The following is a 16,915-nucleotide window of genomic DNA, read 5'->3' on the forward strand; positions in this document are numbered from 1 at the left end:
GTCGGCAGACGACAAGTTTTCTTCAGTCGGTGGCAAAAAGTATTGCCATTCGCTGAAAAATCGCAGTTTTGCAAGTATTGCCAGTGACTGCGATCTGTTTCCGGGTCAGCGAATCGGGATGCCAATGGACTGCAAATGCTTGCCCTCCCGGTCGTGGAAATTCACCTGAAGCTGCCCGGCATCGACGACCAGGTGTGCAAAATTATCCTGGCTGATCACCTTGCTGGTCAGTTCATGTCGATAGTCGCCTGCGGCGGTGCGGACCAGGGGGTGATCGAGGACGAATGTGGCGGTCGTGGCATAGGGCAGCATTTTGCTGTTGCACAGCGGTGACGAGACGATGGTGTGGACCTCGAAGTCCGGATCCTCGCTGTGGCTCAGTCGACTGGTCAGCGAGCCGTGGACATCGCCGGAAATGAAGAAGACATTCTTGATGCGGTGTGTGCGAATGGTCTCCAGCAACCGTAGCCGTTGTTCTGGAAAGGCCTGCCAGGCGTCATCATCCGTGCGTTTGCGGTCAGGGTAGAACATGACACTGGTGACCACGAATTTGACCCGTGCCGGGCTGTGGATCAGCCAGTCGCACAAGGCTTGTTCCTGGGCTGCGTCGAGAATGCGTCGGTCAGTGGCCGACAGATTGCGTCGGGTCCGACTGTCGGTAACAAACCATTCGATATCACCTTCAGTAAATTGATACCAGTATTTGTCCAGTCGTTTATTTGTCAGTCCATCATCAGTTAGTGCGTGGGCTGGACTATGACTGACCTGATACAACTCATAGGCCCTGATTGCGTTTGCATATAAGTACTCATCGGACTTGCTCTTGTTGGCGGGCCAGTTGTCCTCTATTTCATGGTCGTCAAGGATCATGTAAGTGGGCAGATTGGACATTAATCTGGCGATATTTATCTGCGAAAACGCCACGCGATATTTATGGAGGATTTCCTTGAGTTCCCGATCAGGGGCGATAATGTTCAAGTCATCGACATAGATTTGGTCTCCCGTCATCACCAGCGCGCTCACGGGAGGACTGGCTTGCTCCACCAAACGTGAAATCGAAGCAAAGACTCTGTCGCCCAGGTGAGGGGCGGATGCTATGCCTGCGGTCATGCGCAGGTATCGGCAAGAGCCGACAATGTAGGCCCTTGGCTGGTTGGCCTGGCTGGAACGGGTACGCAAGTGATAAACCTGCCGCGACCATTGCAGCGGCAGTTCCTTCACCGTGTCGACGGTGTGCGACGGGCTGGTCAGGCTGAACCACCCGGCCTGATATTCATAGTCGGAGTCGGCGGACAGGTTGTTCAGCACGATAACTTCGCACATGTCGTGCTCGGGTTCGAGTTTCGCAAAGTTACCTTTTGACCAGTGATCTTCACCTTGTCGTCTATAGCGAATGCCAGCAAATGCCAAGGTGTCTTTGTTGTGTTCGCCGCGTAAGAAAATACGGGCGTGACTAGTTGTGGTGTGGCCAATAATCGGGCCGACAGTGGGTTTGAACATGTTTGAGTCCATTCGGCTGCTAATGAATTAGTCAGATGGTTGTTTCGGATGTAATAAGTAGTCTTCCAGCCAAGACTAGTTATTTGGCCCGAAAAAATATCTGGCAGAAATGGACTCGAGTTGTGGGCGGTATCAGCCACAAATGTAGGAAGACGTTTTAAGTAATAACTTCAGGCAAAAAAAAGCCCCGCCAAATTGGCGGGGTTGAGGTACGAGCGTGGCGCTCGGAAACGTGGAACGCAACAGGCCCTCCGGAGAAGGAGGGCCGGTCGGTGTTACAGGAGCATGGTGCGGATGTCGCCCAGCAGATCGCTCAGACGCTTGGTGAAGCGTGCAGCAGCGGCGCCGTTGATCACACGGTGATCGTAGGACAGCGACAGCGGCAGCATCAGTTTCGGCTGGAAGGCTTTGCCGTCCCAGACTGGCTGGATGGTTGCCTTGGAAACACCGAGGATCGCCACTTCCGGCGCGTTGACGATCGGCGTGAAGCCGGTGCCGCCAATGTGGCCGAGGCTGGAAATGGTGAAGCAGGCGCCTTGCATCTCGTCCGACGAGAGCTTCTTGGTCCGGGCTTTTTCAGCCAGGGAAGCAGCCTCGGCGGCCAATTGCAGCAGGCTCTTCTGGTCGACGTTCTTGATGACCGGTACCAGCAGGCCATCCGGGGTGTCGACGGCGAAGCCGATGTTCACGTATTTCTTGCGGATGATCGCTTTGCCGCTTGGCGCCAGCGAGCTGTTGAAGTCCGGCAGTTCCTTGAGCAGGTGCGCGCAGGTCTTGAGCAGCAACGGCAGGACGGTCAGCTTGACGCCGGCCTTCTCTGCAACGGCTTTCTGGGCAACACGGAACGCTTCGAGCTCGGTGATATCCGCCGAGTCGAATTGCGTCACGTGCGGTACGTTCAGCCAGCTGCGGTGCAGGTTGGCGGCGCCGACCTGCATCAGACGGGTCATCGGCACTTCTTCGATTTCACCGAAGCGGCTGAAGTCCACGACCGGAATCGGCGGGATGCCCGCGCCACCGGTTGCGCCAGCAGCAGCGGCCGGTGCTTCCTTGGCCTTCTGCATCATGGCTTTGACGTAAACCTGCACGTCTTCCTTCAGGATGCGACCGTGCGGGCCGCTGGCGCCAACGGCGCTCAGCTCGACGCCGAATTCGCGGGCCAGTTGACGCACGGCAGGGCCGGCGTGAACTTTGGCGCCTGGCTTGGCTGGAGCAGCAACCGGGGCAGCAGCAGGAGCAGCGGCAGCCGGAGCAGCAGCGACTGGAGCCGGAGCGCTCGGAGCAGCAGCGGCAGGTGCGGTCGCAGCAACAGGTGCAGCAGGAGCGGCGCCTTTGACTTTCAGTTTCAGGATCAGGTCGCCGGTTCCGACTTCGTCGTCGAGCTTGATGGAAACGCTTTCCACCACGCCAGCGGCTGGCGACGGGATTTCCATGCTCGCCTTGTCGGATTCCAGGGTGATCAGCGACTGGTCGGCCACAACGGTGTCGCCGGCCTTGACCAGGACTTCGATGATCTTGGCCTTGCCCGCCGAACCGATGTCCGGAACATGGATGTCCTGAACGCTGTCGGCCACTGGAGCGGCCGGGGCTGCGGCAGCAGCAGGTGCAGCGGCGGGTGCCGGAGCGGCAGCCTGGGCCGGAGCAGCAGCCGGTGCAGCAGCACCCGCCACTTCCAGATCCAGGATCAGGTCGCCGGTGCCGACTTCGTCGTTGAGCTTGACGCTGATGGCCTTGACCACGCCAGCGGCAGGCGACGGGATTTCCATGCTCGCCTTGTCGGACTCCAGGGTGATCAGCGACTGATCAGCCGCGACGGTGTCGCCGACCTTGACCTGGATCTCGATGATCTGGGCCTTGCCCGACGAACCGATGTCCGGCACGTGCACTTGCTGAACGCTGGCAGCAGCCGGCGCAGCAGGAGCAGGAGCAGGAGCGGCGGCAGGTGCAGCAGCCGGTTTGGCTTCAGCCTTGGCCGCCGGTGCGGCAGCCGCAGGAGCCGCAGCAGCGGCACCTTCGACTTCCAGCTCCAGCAGTTCGTCGCCTTCTTTCAGGCGATCGCCCAGCTTCACTTTCAGGCTCTTGATGATACCGGCCTTCGGCGCAGGCACTTCCATGCTCGCCTTGTCCGACTCAAGTGTCAGGATGCTCTGGTCGGCTTCGATACGGTCGCCGACCTTCACAAACAGTTCAATTACTTCACCTTCACCGCTGCCGATGTCAGGTACGCGAATGAGTTCGCTCACAGAATCTCTCCTCAGCAGTCCAGTGGGTTGCGTTTTTCCGGGTCGATCCCGAACTTGGCGATGGCTTCAGCCACCACTTTAGGTTCGATATCGCCACGGTCAGCCAGTGCTTCCAGGGCTGCCAACACCACGAAATGACGGTCGACTTCGAAGAAATGACGCAGTTTCTTGCGGCTGTCGCTGCGGCCGAAACCGTCGGTGCCCAGGACTTTGAATTCCTTGGACGGTACCCACTGACGGATCTGCTCGGCGAACAGTTTCATGTAGTCGGTAGAGGCAATGACCGGACCTTGACGGCCGTTCAGGCACTCTTCCACATAGCTCAGCTTAGGCTTCTGGCCAGGGTGCAGACGGTTGGTGCGCTCAACGGCCAGGCCGTCGCGACGCAGTTCGTTGAAGCTGGTAACGCTCCACACGTCGGCGCCGACGTTGAACTGTTCACGCAGGATCTTCGCCGCTTCACGGACTTCACGCAGGATGGTGCCGGAGCCCATCAGCTGAACGTGGTGCGCCGCTTCGCGGTTGTCTTCCTCGAGCAGGTACATGCCTTTCTTGATGCCTTCTTCGGCACCGGCCGGCATGGCTGGCTGCTGGTACGACTCGTTCATCACGGTGATGTAGTAGAAGACGTCCTGTTGCTCTTCGGTCATCTTCTTCATGCCGTCCTGAATGATCACCGCCAGCTCGTAGCCGTAGGTTGGATCGTAGGTGCGGCAGTTCGGGATGGTCGCGGCCAGCAGGTGGCTGTGACCGTCTTCGTGTTGCAGGCCTTCACCGTTCAGGGTGGTACGGCCGGCGGTGCCACCGATCAGGAAGCCACGGGTGCGGCTGTCGCCAGCGGCCCAGGCCAGGTCGCCGATACGCTGGAAGCCGAACATCGAGTAGAAGATGTAGAACGGCAGCATCGGCTGGTTGTGGCTGGAGTACGAAGTACCGGCAGCGATGAAGGAGCTCATGGCGCCCGCTTCGTTGATGCCTTCTTCGAGGATCTGGCCCTTCTGGTCTTCCTTGTAGAACATCACCTGGTCTTTATCGACTGGCTCGTAGAGCTGGCCGACGGAGGAGTAGATGCCCAACTGACGGAACATGCCTTCCATACCGAAGGTACGGGCTTCGTCCGGGATGATCGGTACGATGCGAGGACCGATTTCCTTGTCCTTGACCAGTTGCGCGAGGATCCGCACGAAGGCCATGGTGGTGGAGATTTCGCGGTCGCCCGAGCCGTCCAGGATCGCCTTGAGGGTTTCCAGTGGCGGGGTCGGGATGTTGAAGCTCTTGGCGCGACGCTGAGGTACGAAGCCGCCCAGTGCGGTACGGCGCTCGCTCAGGTAACGGGCTTCGGCGCTGCCTTCTTCCGGTTTGAAGAATGGCAGGTTTTCCAGTTCATCGTCCTTGACCGGGATGTCGAAGCGGTCGCGGAACAACTTCAGGCTGTCGACGTCGACTTTCTTGGTGTTGTGCGCAGTGTTCTTCGCTTCGCCGGCACCGGTGCCATAACCCTTGATGGTCTTGGCCAGGATGACGGTCGGTTGTTCTTTGTGGTTGACCGCTTCGTGGTACGCCGCGTAGACCTTGTACGGGTCGTGGCCGCCACGGTTGAGTTTCCAGATCTCGTCGTCGGACAGATCTTCGACCATCGCCTTGAGTTCTGGCGTGTTGAAGAAGTGTTCACGTACGAACGCGCCGTCTTTGGCTTTGTAGTTCTGGTACTCGCCGTCGATGACTTCGTCCATGCGGCGTTGCAGGATGCCGTCGACGTCCTTGGCCAGCAGTGGGTCCCAGAAACGGCCCCAGATGACTTTGGTCACGTTCCACTGAGCACCGCGGAACACGCCTTCGAGTTCCTGGATGATCTTGCCGTTGCCGCGAACCGGGCCGTCGAGGCGCTGCAGGTTGCAGTTGATGACGAAGATCAGGTTGTCCAGCTTCTCGCGGCCGGCCAGGGAGATAGCGCCCAGGGATTCCGGCTCGTCGCACTCGCCGTCACCCAGGAAGCACCAGACTTTCTGTTTGCCTGGCTGGATGAAACCACGGTGTTCCAGGTACTTCATGAAGCGTGCCTGGTAGATCGCCTGGATCGGGCCCAGACCCATGGATACGGTCGGGAACTGCCAGAAGTCAGGCATCAGCCAAGGGTGCGGGTAGGACGACAGGCCCTGACCGTCGACTTCCTGGCGGAAGTTGTTCATCTGGTCTTCGGTGATGCGGCCTTCCATGAATGCGCGGGCGTAAACGCCTGGCGAGGTGTGGCCCTGGAAGTAGATCAGGTCGCCGCCGTGTTCTTCGGTCGGGGCCTGGAAGAAGTAGTTGAAGCCGATGTCATACAGGGTCGCACTGGAGGCGAAGCTGGAGATGTGACCGCCGAGGTCAGAATCCTTCAGGTTCGTACGCATTACCATGGCCATCGCGTTCCAGCGTACCAGCGAGCGAATGCGGCGTTCCATGAACAGGTCGCCAGGCATGCGTGCTTCGTGGGTTACCGGGATGGTGTTGCGGTAAGGCGTGGTGATGGCGTAAGGCAACTGCGAACCGCTGCGGGTCGCCAGTTCACCCATACGGGTCATCAAATAGTGAGCACGGTCTTCGCCTTCTTTGTCGAGAACCGATTCCAGGGCGTCCAGCCATTCCTGGGTTTCGACGGGATCGAGGTCTTGCATGGCTTGCTCCAGGGCGGAAAGGCTACCAGAATCGGTTGCCTGAGTTAGCGACTGGCCTTGTGGGCAGACGTTATGAATTCTTGGATTGCCGACAGGTTGTTCCGGCGGCGTGTAGTTTTACTACAAATCATCCGGCATTTCAGCCCGTCTAATGTATATACGAGTAGTAAAACTACAGAAGAGCGGCTTGTGGCCCCCGGCTGCGTTGTGAGAATAATCGTTAAGGTTGGTCTTTTTCCAACTACAAAAGGTAAAAGCTTGATGCTGGCTGCCAAAATAAAAGAAATTTCAGCTATTTCTAACTTTTGTTCGACACTCCCTCAGGTAGTGGGTTTTCGAAAACCACTACATGCAGCCCGTTGCACGCCGATCAAGGATAGACCATGAGCCTCCCCTCGCTTGCCGAACTGCCCGCCATTCTCCTGCCGTTTGTCACCCGTGCCGAGCAGTCGTTCCGCGCTGCCGTCGCCGCTCTGGACGATGACCACGGGCTGTCCGCCTGGACGCCGGAACGCTGGGCGCAATTTGCCCGCGTCACCGCCGCCAGCGATTTCGTGATTGAACAGTGTGTTCGTGACCCTTTGATGTTGCTGGGGCTGGTGCAGTCCGGCGAACTGGACCGCGGCTTCGCTCCCGGTGAGTTGTGCGGGCAAATCGCGGCCGCCGCGAACGTGGCCGAGACCGATGATCAGCTTGGCCGCGCCTTGCGCCGCCAGCGTGCACGCCATCAGGTGCGGATCATCTGGCGCGACCTGACCCGCCAGGCCGATTTGATCCAGACCTGCCGCGACCTTTCGGACATGGCCGATGCCAGCATCGATCAGGCCTATCAATGGTTGTACGTGCGGCATTGCCAGCAGTTCGGCGTGCCGACCGGGCGGCGCAGCGGCGAGCCGCAGCAGATGGTCATTCTCGGCATGGGCAAGCTCGGTGCCGTGGAGCTGAACCTGTCATCGGACATCGACCTGATTTTTGCCTATCCCGAGGGTGGCGAAACAGTTGGCGTCAAACGCCCGCTGGATAACCAGGAGTTCTTCATCCGTCTGGGCCAGCGGCTGATCAAGGCTCTGGACCCGATGACCGTCGACGGCTTTGTATTTCGCGTCGACATGCGTTTGCGTCCCTACGGTTCGGCGGGCGCGCTGGTGCTGAGCTTCAACGCGCTGGAGCAGTATTACCAGGACCAGGGGCGCGACTGGGAACGCTACGCGATGATCAAGTCGCGGGTGGTGGCCGGGGATCAAGTAGCCGGCGCGCAACTGCAAGAGATGCTGCGGCCATTCGTTTACCGGCGTTACCTCGACTTTTCCGCCATCGAAGCGCTGCGCACCATGAAGCAGCTGATCCAGCAGGAAGTGCGGCGCAAGGGCATGGCCGACAACATCAAGCTCGGTTCCGGCGGTATTCGCGAAGTCGAGTTTATTGCCCAGGCGTTCCAGTTGATCCACGGCGGCCGCGATCTGAGCTTGCAGCAGCGCCCACTATTAAAGGTATTGAGCACGCTGGAAGGTCAGGGGTACCTGCCGCCGAACGTGATCAGCGAGCTGCGTGAAGGTTACGAATTCCTGCGTTACACCGAACACGCGATTCAGGCGATTGCCGATCGCCAGACGCAAATGTTGCCCGATGGCGAGCAGGATCAGGCGCGCATTGCCTTTATGCTGGGCTTCGCGAACTGGACGGCGTTCCACGAACAACTGATGTATTGGCGCGGCCGTGTGGCCTGGCACTTCGGGCAGGTGATCGCCGATCCCGATGAAGAACAGGGCGCCGAAAGCGAAGTAGTGGTCGGCGGTGAGTGGTTGCCGCTGTGGGAAGAGGCCCAGGACGATGAGGCCGCCTGCCGTCAACTGGAAGAGGGTGGTTTCAAGGATGCCCCAAAAGCCTTGAAAGCCCTGGCTGGCTTGCGCGGCAGCCCGCAATTGAGGGCGATGCAGCGTCTGGGTCGCGAACGTCTCGATGCTTTTATTCCGCGTTTGCTGGCACAGGCCGTGGAACATGACAATCCGGACCTGGTACTGGAACGGGTGCTGCCGCTGGTCGAAGCCGTGGCCCGTCGTTCCGCGTACCTGGTGCTGTTGACCGAAAACCCCAGTGCGTTGCGGCGTTTGCTGACGCTGTGCGCGGCGAGCCCGTGGATCGCCGAGCAAATCACCCGCTTCCCGCTGCTGCTCGACGAATTGCTCAACGAAGGCCGGCTGTTCAAGCCGCCACTGGCGCCAGAACTGGCGGCAGAGTTGCGCGAGCGCCTGACACGGATTCCCGAGGACGACCTCGAACAGCAAATGGAAGCTCTGCGCCATTTCAAGCTGGCGCACCGCTTGCGAGTGGCCGCCTCGGAAATCGCCGGCAGCCTGCCGCTGATGAAAGTCAGCGATTACCTGACCTGGCTCGCCGAGGCGATCCTGGAACAAGTGCTGGCACTGGCCTGGCGGCAAACCGTGGCCAAGTACGGCACGCCGCTGCGCACCGATGGCACCTTGTGCGATCCCGGCTTCATCATTGTCGGTTATGGGAAAGTCGGCGGCCTGGAACTCGGGCATGGTTCGGACCTGGACCTGGTGTTCATCCACGATGGCGATCCACAGGCTGAAACCGATGGAGCCAAACCCATCGATGGCGCGCAATTTTTCACCCGACTGGGGCAGCGGATCATTCACTTGCTGACGGCGCAGACCAACTCCGGGCAGTTGTATGAAGTGGACATGCGTCTGCGACCGTCCGGCGTGTCGGGCTTGCTGGTGAGTTCCCTGGGTGCGTTTGCCCGCTATCAGGAAAACGAGGCCTGGACCTGGGAGCATCAGGCATTGGTGCGCGCGCGGGTGTTGGTGGGCAGTCAGGATGTCGGCCAGGCCTTCGAGAAAGTCCGTGCCACGATATTGGGCAAAACACGTGATCTGCCGACCCTGCGCCAGGAAGTCAGCGAGATGCGTGCCAAGATGCGCGATAACCTCGGCAGCAAGAGCACCGCGGCCGGCACCGGGGCAAATGCCTTCGAAGCCACGGCGCCGTTCGATATCAAGCAGGACGCCGGAGGTATCGTCGATATTGAATTTATGGTGCAATACGCGGCCCTGGCGTGGTCCGAAACACACCCGCCATTGCTACGCTGGACGGACAACATCCGCATTCTGGAAGAGCTGGAGCATGAAGGGCTGATGCCCGTCGAAGATGCCAGCCTGTTGCGTGAAGCGTATAAAGCGTACCGTTCCGCCGCCCACCGGCAGGCCTTGCAGAAGGACCCCGGGGTGATCCCGGGCGATCAGTTTGCGGACGAACGGCGGCAGGTCATGCGGATCTGGCGTGAGCTGGGGTTAAGCTGAAACGGGATATTTGATACGCCAATATTCCCTGTAGGAGCGAGCTTGCTCGCGATGGTCGTTAACGATAACGCGGCGAGCCTGACACCCCGCGGAGTTTTCAGGCTCATCGCGAGCAAGCTCGCTCCTACAGTAGATTTGCGTTGTTCTGTAGAATTTTCGAGGCGGGGAGGCGTAGGCCTCCCCGGTTCGTTTATGGAAACCACATGAAAATTCTGATCGTTGGGCCCAGTTGGGTCGGTGACATGGTGATGGCGCAGACACTTTTCCAGTGTCTGAAACAACGCCACCCGCAATGCGAAATCGACGTGCTGGCCCCCGAGTGGAGCCGGCCGATTCTTGAGCGCATGCCCGAAGTTCGCCAGGCCTTGAGCTTTCCGCTCGGTCACGGTGTCCTGGAACTGGCAACGCGTCGGCGCATCGGCAAATCCCTGGCAGGCCAGTACGACCAGGCGATCCTGTTGCCCAATTCCCTGAAGTCGGCGCTGGTGCCGTTCTTTGCCGGCATCCCGAAGCGCACCGGCTGGCGTGGCGAGTTTCGCTATGGCCTGCTCAATGACGTGCGCACGCTGGACAAGGATCGTTATCCGCTGATGATCGAGCGCTTCATGGCCCTGGCTTACGAGCCGGGCTTTGAGTTGCCAAAGCCGTATCCACGTCCGAGCCTGCAGATCGACCCGGTTACCCGCGAAGCGGCGCTTGCCAAGTTCGGCCTGACCCTCGACCGCCCGGTGTTGGCCCTGTGCCCCGGCGCCGAGTTTGGTGAGTCCAAGCGTTGGCCGTCCGAGCATTACGCCAAGGTTGCCGAAACGAAGATCCGCGAAGGCTGGCAAGTCTGGCTGTTCGGTTCGAAAAACGACCACGCCGTGGGCGAAGACATCCGCGCGCGGCTGATTCCCGGCCTGCGTGAAGAATCGGTCAACCTCAGCGGCGGCACCTCGCTGGCCGAAGCCATCGACCTGATGTCCTGCGCCGATGCGGTGGTGTCCAACGACTCCGGCCTGATGCACGTTGCCGCCGCGCTGAATCGCCCATTGGTGGCAGTCTACGGCTCGACGTCGCCAGGTTTCACGCCACCGTTGGCCGAGCACGTCGAAGTCGTTCGCCTGGGCATCGAATGCAGCCCATGCTTCGACCGCACCTGCCGTTTCGGCCATTACAACTGCTTGCGCCAACTCATGCCGCAAGCGGTGAACGAAGCCCTGCAGCGGTTGCAAGGCACTCCGGTCGAGGTCAAATAGCTTGCGGGTTCTGTTGATCAAGACTTCTTCGCTGGGCGACGTCATTCATGCGTTGCCGGCGTTGACCGACGCGGCGCGGGCGATCCCCGGCATCAAATTCGACTGGGTGGTGGAAGAAGGCTTTGCCGAGATCCCGACCTGGCATCCGGCGGTGGGCAAGGTGATTCCGGTGGCGATACGTCGCTGGCGCAAAAACATCTGGCAGACCATCAAGAGCGGTGAGTGGAAGCGCTTCAAGCAAAGCGTTCGCGCCACGAAATATGACTTGGTGATCGACGCCCAGGGCCTGCTGAAAAGCGCCTGGCTGACCCGTTACGTCAAGGCGCCGGTGGCCGGCCTCGATAAAAACTCTGCACGCGAACCCATCGCTGCGCGCTTTTACGATCGACGCCTGGCCGTTGCCCGCGGGCAGCACGCGGTGGAGCGAGTGCGTCAGTTGTTCGCCATCGCGTTGGGCTATGACTTGCCCAAAGGCCTGGGTGACTACGGCCTGAATATCGAGCGCCTGGTGGAATTGCCGCGCAAGAATCCGTACGTGGTGTTTCTGCACGGCACCACCTGGGACACCAAGCACTGGCCCGAAGCCTATTGGCGTGAGCTGACCGAGCGGGTCGGCTACCTGGGCGTAGGGGTGAAACTGCCGTGGGGCAATGCGCTGGAGAAAGCCCGGGCCGAGCGCATCGCAGCCGGTTTCAAACACGCCGAGGTGTTGCCCAAACTGAACCTGGCCGGTGTCGGCAAGGTACTGGCGGGCGCGCAAGCCTGCGTGGCGGTGGACACCGGCCTGGGCCATCTGGCCGCTGCGCTGGATGTGCCGACGCTGTCGCTGTTCGGCCCGACTAACCCGGGCCTGACCGGCGCCTATGGCAAGGTGCAGATTCACCTGGCCAGCGACTTCCCTTGTGCGCCGTGCCTGCAAAAGAAATGCACTTATCAACCGACGGCTGAAGATGCCCGTCAGTTTGACCTGAAACGCGAGTGGCCGTTGTGCTTCACGCGTCTGAATCCCGAGCGTGTCGCGAGCCGACTGAGCACGTTGTTAATGGCTGAGGAGCTGCGCTGATGCAATTGGCATTTGTCTTGTACAAGTATTTTCCATTTGGCGGCTTGCAGCGCGATTTCATGCGAATCGCCCTGGAGTGCCAGAAGCGCGGCCATCAGATTCGCGTCTACACGCTGATTTGGGAAGGTGACGTACCGCCGGGTTTCGAAGTGCTGGTGGCGCCGGTCAAGGCGTTCTTCAACCATCGGCGCAACGAAAAGCTCAGCGAATGGATGGAAGCGGACCTGGCCAAGCGCCCGGTCGACCGCCTGATCGGCTTCAACAAGATGCCGGGCCTGGACGTCTACTACGCCGCCGACGGCTGTTTCGAAGACAAGGCGCAGAACCTGCGTAACTCGCTGTATCGCCGTTGGGGCCGCTATCGCCACTTCGCCGAATACGAGCGGGCGGTGTTCGCCAAAGAGGCGAAGACCGAAGTGCTGATGATTTCCGAGGTCCAGCAACCGCTGTTCATCAAGCATTACGACACGCCGCTGGAGCGCTTTCACCTGCTGCCACCGGGTATCGCCCAGGATCGTCGTCGGCCGGCCGATGCCGATGAAATTCGCGCCGGGTTCCGTGCTGAATTCAATCTCAAGGACGATGAACTGCTACTGGTGCAGATCGGCTCCGGGTTCAAGACCAAGGGCGTCGATCGCAGCCTCAAGGCGTTGGCGGCATTGCCCGCTGATCTTAAGAAGCGCACCCGGCTGTTTGTAATTGGCCAGGATGACCCCAAGTTATTCCAGATGCAGAGCGCGACCTTGGGGCTGGGTGACAACGTCACGTTCCTCAAAGGGCGCAGTGACATTCCGCGTTTCCTGTTGGGTGCCGATCTGTTGATCCACCCGGCGTACAACGAAAATACCGGCACCGTGCTGCTCGAAGCCCTGGTGGCCGGCTTGCCGGTGCTGGTGAGCGCGGTGTGCGGTTACGCCCATTACATCGCCGAGGCCGATGCTGGCCTGGTGCTGGACGAACCGTTCGATCAGGCACAGCTGACGCAGTACCTGACCGGCATGTTGAACGACGCTCAAGCAAGGGCGGCCTGGAGCCGCAATGGTCTGGCCTTCGCCGAAACGGCCGACCTCTACAGCATGCCGCAGCACGCGGCGGATGTGATTCTGGCGGAGCACGCTTAAATGAAGTTGATGCTGGCTGAACCGTTCAAGAGCCTCTGGGCCGGACGCGACCCGTTCGCCGAAGTCGAGGGGCTCAAGGGCGAGGTGTACCGCGAGCTGGAAGCACGCCGGACATTACGCACGGAAGTCGACGGCAACGGGTTTTTCGTGAAAATCCACCGTGGCATCGGCTGGGGCGAAATATTCAAGAACCTGCTGACGGCCAAGCTTCCTGTACTGGGTGCCGGTCAGGAGTGGAAGGCGATTCAGCGCCTGCAGGAAGTCGGCGTGCCGACCATGACCGCCGTCGCGTATGGCGAGAAGGGCCGTAACCCGGCCGATCAACATTCGTTCATCGTCACCGAAGAGCTGGCGCCGACGGTCAGCCTGGAAGATTTCAGCATCAACTGGACCCGGCAGCCACCGGAGCCAAAACTCAAGCGCGCACTGATCGCCGAAGTCGCGCGCATGACCGGCATGATGCACCGTGCCGGGGTCAACCACCGCGACTGCTACATCTGCCATTTCCTGCTGCACACCGACAAACCGGTGACCGCCGACGACTTCAAGCTTTCGGTGATCGACCTGCACCGTGCCCAGACCCGCCCGGCGATCACCTTGCGCTGGCGCAACAAGGACCTGGCTGCCCTGTACTTTTCCGCGCTGGACATCGGCCTGACCCGCCGCGACAAGCTGCGCTTCCTCAAAGGCTATTTCCAGCAACCGATACGACAGATCCTGTGTGAAGAGGCAGCTTTGCTGGCATGGCTCGACGGCAAGGCCAACAAGCTCTACGAGCGTAAACAGCGATACGGGGATGCGCTCTGATGTCGGGTTGGAAGCTGGAACCGGCCTACAGCGAGCTGGCCGATGACTTCGGCAGCCTCGAGGCTGTGTTTGCGCTGCAAGGCGAGCGTTTGACCCGTGACGCGCTCTCGGAGGTCATCCGTGTCGAGCGCAATGGCGTCAACTATTACGTCAAACGGTATGTGGGCGCCGGCAAAGGCTTGCGGCGTTACCTGGGCAAGCCTCGGGTGAAGATGGAATGGCAGAACCTCAAGCGCTTTGCCAAGTGGGGTATCCCCACTGCCGAAGTGGTGGCCTGGGGGCTGGAGCGGCGCGGTGCGGCCTACGCTCGCGGCGCGATGATTACCCGGGAGCTGCCGGGTACCGAGGACTTGTCGGCACTGGCCGAGCGCCACGACCCGAAGCTGGCGGACCGCGCCTGGGTCGATACCGTCAGTCGTCAGCTGGCCCAATACACCCGGACCATGCACGACCACCGCTTCACCCATAATGATTTGAAGTGGCGCAACCTACTGATCGACGATCAGGCTCGAGTGTTTTTGATCGATTGCCCCAACGGCGATTTCTGGCGCGGTTTCTGGCTCAAGTACCGTATTACCAAGGATCTGGCGTGCCTGGACAAGGTCGCCAAATATCAATTGTCGGCTACACAGCGCCTGCGCTTTTACCTGCAATACCGCAACCGGACCCGGCTCAACGCTGCGGACAAAAAACGCATCCGGCACGTGGTGAGATTTTTCGAGGGACGCGAATGACTGACTTTCTGGCCGCTGAAGACCGTGCGCTGCTTGAGCGCCATGGCCTCGGCACGTTCGAGGCACTCTGGACCAAACAGCTCGATGCGGTGGACGAACCCAACACCGGTGGCGGCGGCTGGAGCAGCGTGTTTCGGCTGGATCTGGAAGGTCATGGTTTCTACCTCAAGCGTCAAAGCAACTACCTGACCCGCACCTTGCGCGCACCGTTCGGCGAGCCGAGTTTCGCTCGCGAGTTTCGCAACATCTCCCGTTACCGGAAGATGGGCATTCCGGCGCTCGAAGCGGTGTTCTACGGGGAGCGCAAGGTCAATGGCGAGGTCCGCGCGATCCTGCTGACCCGTGCGCTGGACGGTTGGGACGACCTCGACTCGCTGTTGCAGCGCTGGACTCAATTGAGCCCTGAGCAGCACTCGGAAATCCTCAAGGCCAGTGGCGAACTGGCCCGGCAGCTGCACGCCGCACGCCAGGTGCATGGGTGCTTCTATCCCAAGCACATTTTCATGCGCGCCACCGGCAACGGCTATCAGGCTCAATTGATCGACCTGGAAAAGACCCGGCCGCTGCTGTACGGGCAGCGTGACCGAATCAAGGACCTGGAGCCGCTGACGCGCCGTGCGCCCGAGTGGGGCGAGTCGCAACTGCGGCAATTGCTGGCCGCCTATCTGGATCAGCCGCAGGACAGCTCGCTGATCGATAGCTGGCTGCAGCGATTGACTGCGCGGCGCAGCCAAAAGAGGCCGCGCTGATGCGTTTATCCGAACTGAAGACCGCAGGCCGCACTCCCGTTTTGCCGCTGAGCGTTTCGCTGGCCGACGCCGCCGGCCCTGCCGAGCTGCAACTGCTGAGCCTGTTGCGGGTGTTGCCGGGGCAGCGTTATGTCGGTGCCGGCGTCTGGCGTGGCCGGCCGGTGTTGGCCAAATTGCTGGTCGGCAGCAAGGCTGCACGGCATTTTCAGCGTGAGCTGGATGGCGTGCGCCTGCTCTCTGCCCAGGGGCTGACCACGCCGCAGCTGTTGGCCGATGGCCTGAAGGACGGCGAGGGTGGCTGGCTGCTGTTTGATTTTCTTGAGCATGCCGAAAGCCTGGGCGACACCTGGAAGCAGGTGGAGCAGCAGCCCGTACTGTCCGATGGGCAAGGGGCGGTGCTGGCCGAGGCGTTGGGCGCGATCGGCCAGATGCATCGCAAGGGCCTGTGGCAGGAAGACCTGCACCTGGACAATTTGCTGCGCCAGGGCGGTCGCCTGTACCTGATCGATGGCGCAGGTATCTGCTGCGAGACACCTGGCCAGCCGCTGTCCCGGCAGAAGGTCCTGGAAAACCTCGGGGTGTTCTTCGCCCAGTTGCCGAAGTCGATTGAACCCTTCATTGAAGAGTTGCTGGTGTATTACCTGCTTAGCAACGGCGAACACGCCTTACCCATGGAAGCGTTGCAGAAGCAGATCGACAAGGTCCGCAGTTGGCGCCTCAAAGACTTCCTGATCAAGGTCGGCCGCGAGTGCACGCTGTTCAGCGTCCAGCGCGGAGCCTTCGGGTTACGGGCGATTCGCCGCGAGGAAGTGCCGTCGATGGTGCCTGTGCTGGAGCAGGCCGATGCCTTGCTCGATCAGGGGCACCTGTACAAGACCGGCGGTGCGGCGAGCGTCGGCAAGGTCGAGGTGGATGGCCGCACGCTGGTGATCAAGCGCTACAACATCAAGGGTTTTGCCCACTGGCTCAAGCGCTTCTGGCGCCCGAGCCGGGCCTGGCATTCATGGCGCGAAGGCAACCGCCTGGCGTTCCTCGGGATTGCCACGCCCAAGCCGCTGGCGTTGCTGGAAAAGCGTTTCCTGTGGCTGCGTAGCCGGGCTTACCTGATCACCGAGTACCTGCCGGGGCCGGACATCATCGAGCGTTTTGCGCCGTATGTGGAGCGTGGTGATGCACCGGAAGCCGAACTGGCGGCACTGGATCATCTGTTCGCCGAGTTGATTCGTCTACGCATCAGTCATGGCGACTTCAAGGGGCATAACCTGTTCTGGCAGCAGGATCGCTGGGCGTTGATCGACCTCGATTCGATGTGCCAGCACGGCTCCCTCGGCAGTTTCTCCCCGGCGTATGCAAGGGATCGCGCGCGGTTCATGCGCAATTGGCCTGAAGGCAGTGCCCTTTATCAGGTCATTGATCAGCGGTTGCCCAAGGACATCTCCAGCGCGGCCTGAATCGGACCTTCGGTCCTTTCGCGAGCAAG

General features: G+C 60.6%; 11 protein-coding genes. 8 read left to right on the forward strand and 3 right to left on the reverse strand.

All coding sequences use genetic code 11. From position 1 onward, the window contains the following. Window positions 1-105: 105 nt before the first annotated feature. The 3 genes from KGA98_RS06120 to aceE all read right to left on the reverse strand — a co-directional run bounded on the left by KGA98_RS06120 (window position 106) and on the right by aceE (window position 6,400). Window positions 106-1,500 (reverse strand): alkaline phosphatase D family protein, encoded by a 1,395-nt coding sequence (locus tag KGA98_RS06120; RefSeq protein WP_223501859.1) that lies wholly within the window; start codon window positions 1,498-1,500, stop codon window positions 106-108. A 275-nt stretch (window positions 1,501-1,775) separates the two neighbouring features. Further along, window positions 1,776-3,743: a dihydrolipoyllysine-residue acetyltransferase gene (gene aceF / locus KGA98_RS06125; RefSeq protein WP_223501860.1), complete on the reverse strand. Its 1,968-nt coding sequence runs from the start codon at window positions 3,741-3,743 to the stop codon at window positions 1,776-1,778. Between the two features lie 11 nt (window positions 3,744-3,754). Beyond that, entirely contained in the window at window positions 3,755-6,400 is a 2,646-nt protein-coding gene (aceE, locus tag KGA98_RS06130; RefSeq protein ID WP_057712293.1) for a pyruvate dehydrogenase (acetyl-transferring), homodimeric type, read from the reverse strand. Window positions 6,401-6,783: 383 nt separating this feature from the next. Here aceE and glnE point away from each other — a divergent pair, with 383 nt between their 5' ends. The 8 genes from glnE (at window position 6,784) to KGA98_RS06175 (ending at window position 16,886) form a co-directional block, all read left to right on the forward strand. Continuing rightward, window positions 6,784-9,723: a bifunctional [glutamate--ammonia ligase]-adenylyl-L-tyrosine phosphorylase/[glutamate--ammonia-ligase] adenylyltransferase gene (glnE, locus tag KGA98_RS06135; RefSeq protein ID WP_223501861.1), complete on the forward strand. Its 2,940-nt coding sequence runs from the start codon at window positions 6,784-6,786 to the stop codon at window positions 9,721-9,723. A 203-nt stretch (window positions 9,724-9,926) separates the two neighbouring features. Next, window positions 9,927-10,961: a lipopolysaccharide heptosyltransferase II gene (gene waaF / locus KGA98_RS06145; protein ID WP_150811919.1), complete on the forward strand. Its 1,035-nt coding sequence runs from the start codon at window positions 9,927-9,929 to the stop codon at window positions 10,959-10,961. 1 nt (window position 10,962) lies between these two features. Next, window positions 10,963-12,024 (forward strand): lipopolysaccharide heptosyltransferase I, encoded by a 1,062-nt coding sequence (gene waaC / locus KGA98_RS06150; RefSeq protein ID WP_046039742.1) that lies wholly within the window; start codon window positions 10,963-10,965, stop codon window positions 12,022-12,024. Further along, complete coding sequence (locus KGA98_RS06155) at window positions 12,024-13,145, forward strand: glycosyltransferase family 4 protein (RefSeq protein WP_046039743.1); 1,122 nt, start codon at window positions 12,024-12,026, stop codon at window positions 13,143-13,145. Before waaC ends, KGA98_RS06155 begins: the two co-directional genes overlap by 1 nt. Then, a complete protein-coding gene (gene rfaP, locus KGA98_RS06160; RefSeq protein WP_057712288.1) occupies window positions 13,146-13,952 on the forward strand; it encodes a lipopolysaccharide core heptose(I) kinase RfaP in 807 nt (268 codons plus the stop codon). Then, entirely contained in the window at window positions 13,952-14,686 is a 735-nt protein-coding gene (locus KGA98_RS06165) for a lipopolysaccharide kinase InaA family protein (RefSeq protein WP_090452768.1), read from the forward strand. The genes rfaP and KGA98_RS06165 overlap by 1 nt, the downstream gene beginning before the upstream one ends. Next, entirely contained in the window at window positions 14,683-15,435 is a 753-nt protein-coding gene (locus tag KGA98_RS06170; protein WP_090452769.1) for a lipopolysaccharide kinase InaA family protein, read from the forward strand. Before KGA98_RS06165 ends, KGA98_RS06170 begins: the two co-directional genes overlap by 4 nt. Beyond that, entirely contained in the window at window positions 15,435-16,886 is a 1,452-nt protein-coding gene (locus KGA98_RS06175) for a lipopolysaccharide kinase InaA family protein (RefSeq protein WP_057712285.1), read from the forward strand. Before KGA98_RS06170 ends, KGA98_RS06175 begins: the two co-directional genes overlap by 1 nt. The last annotated feature ends 29 nt before the right edge of the window (window positions 16,887-16,915 follow it).

The sequence above is a fragment of the Pseudomonas sp. BF-R-24 genome, from assembly GCF_019947335.1.
Taxonomy (GTDB): domain Bacteria; phylum Pseudomonadota; class Gammaproteobacteria; order Pseudomonadales; family Pseudomonadaceae; genus Aquipseudomonas; species Aquipseudomonas jessenii.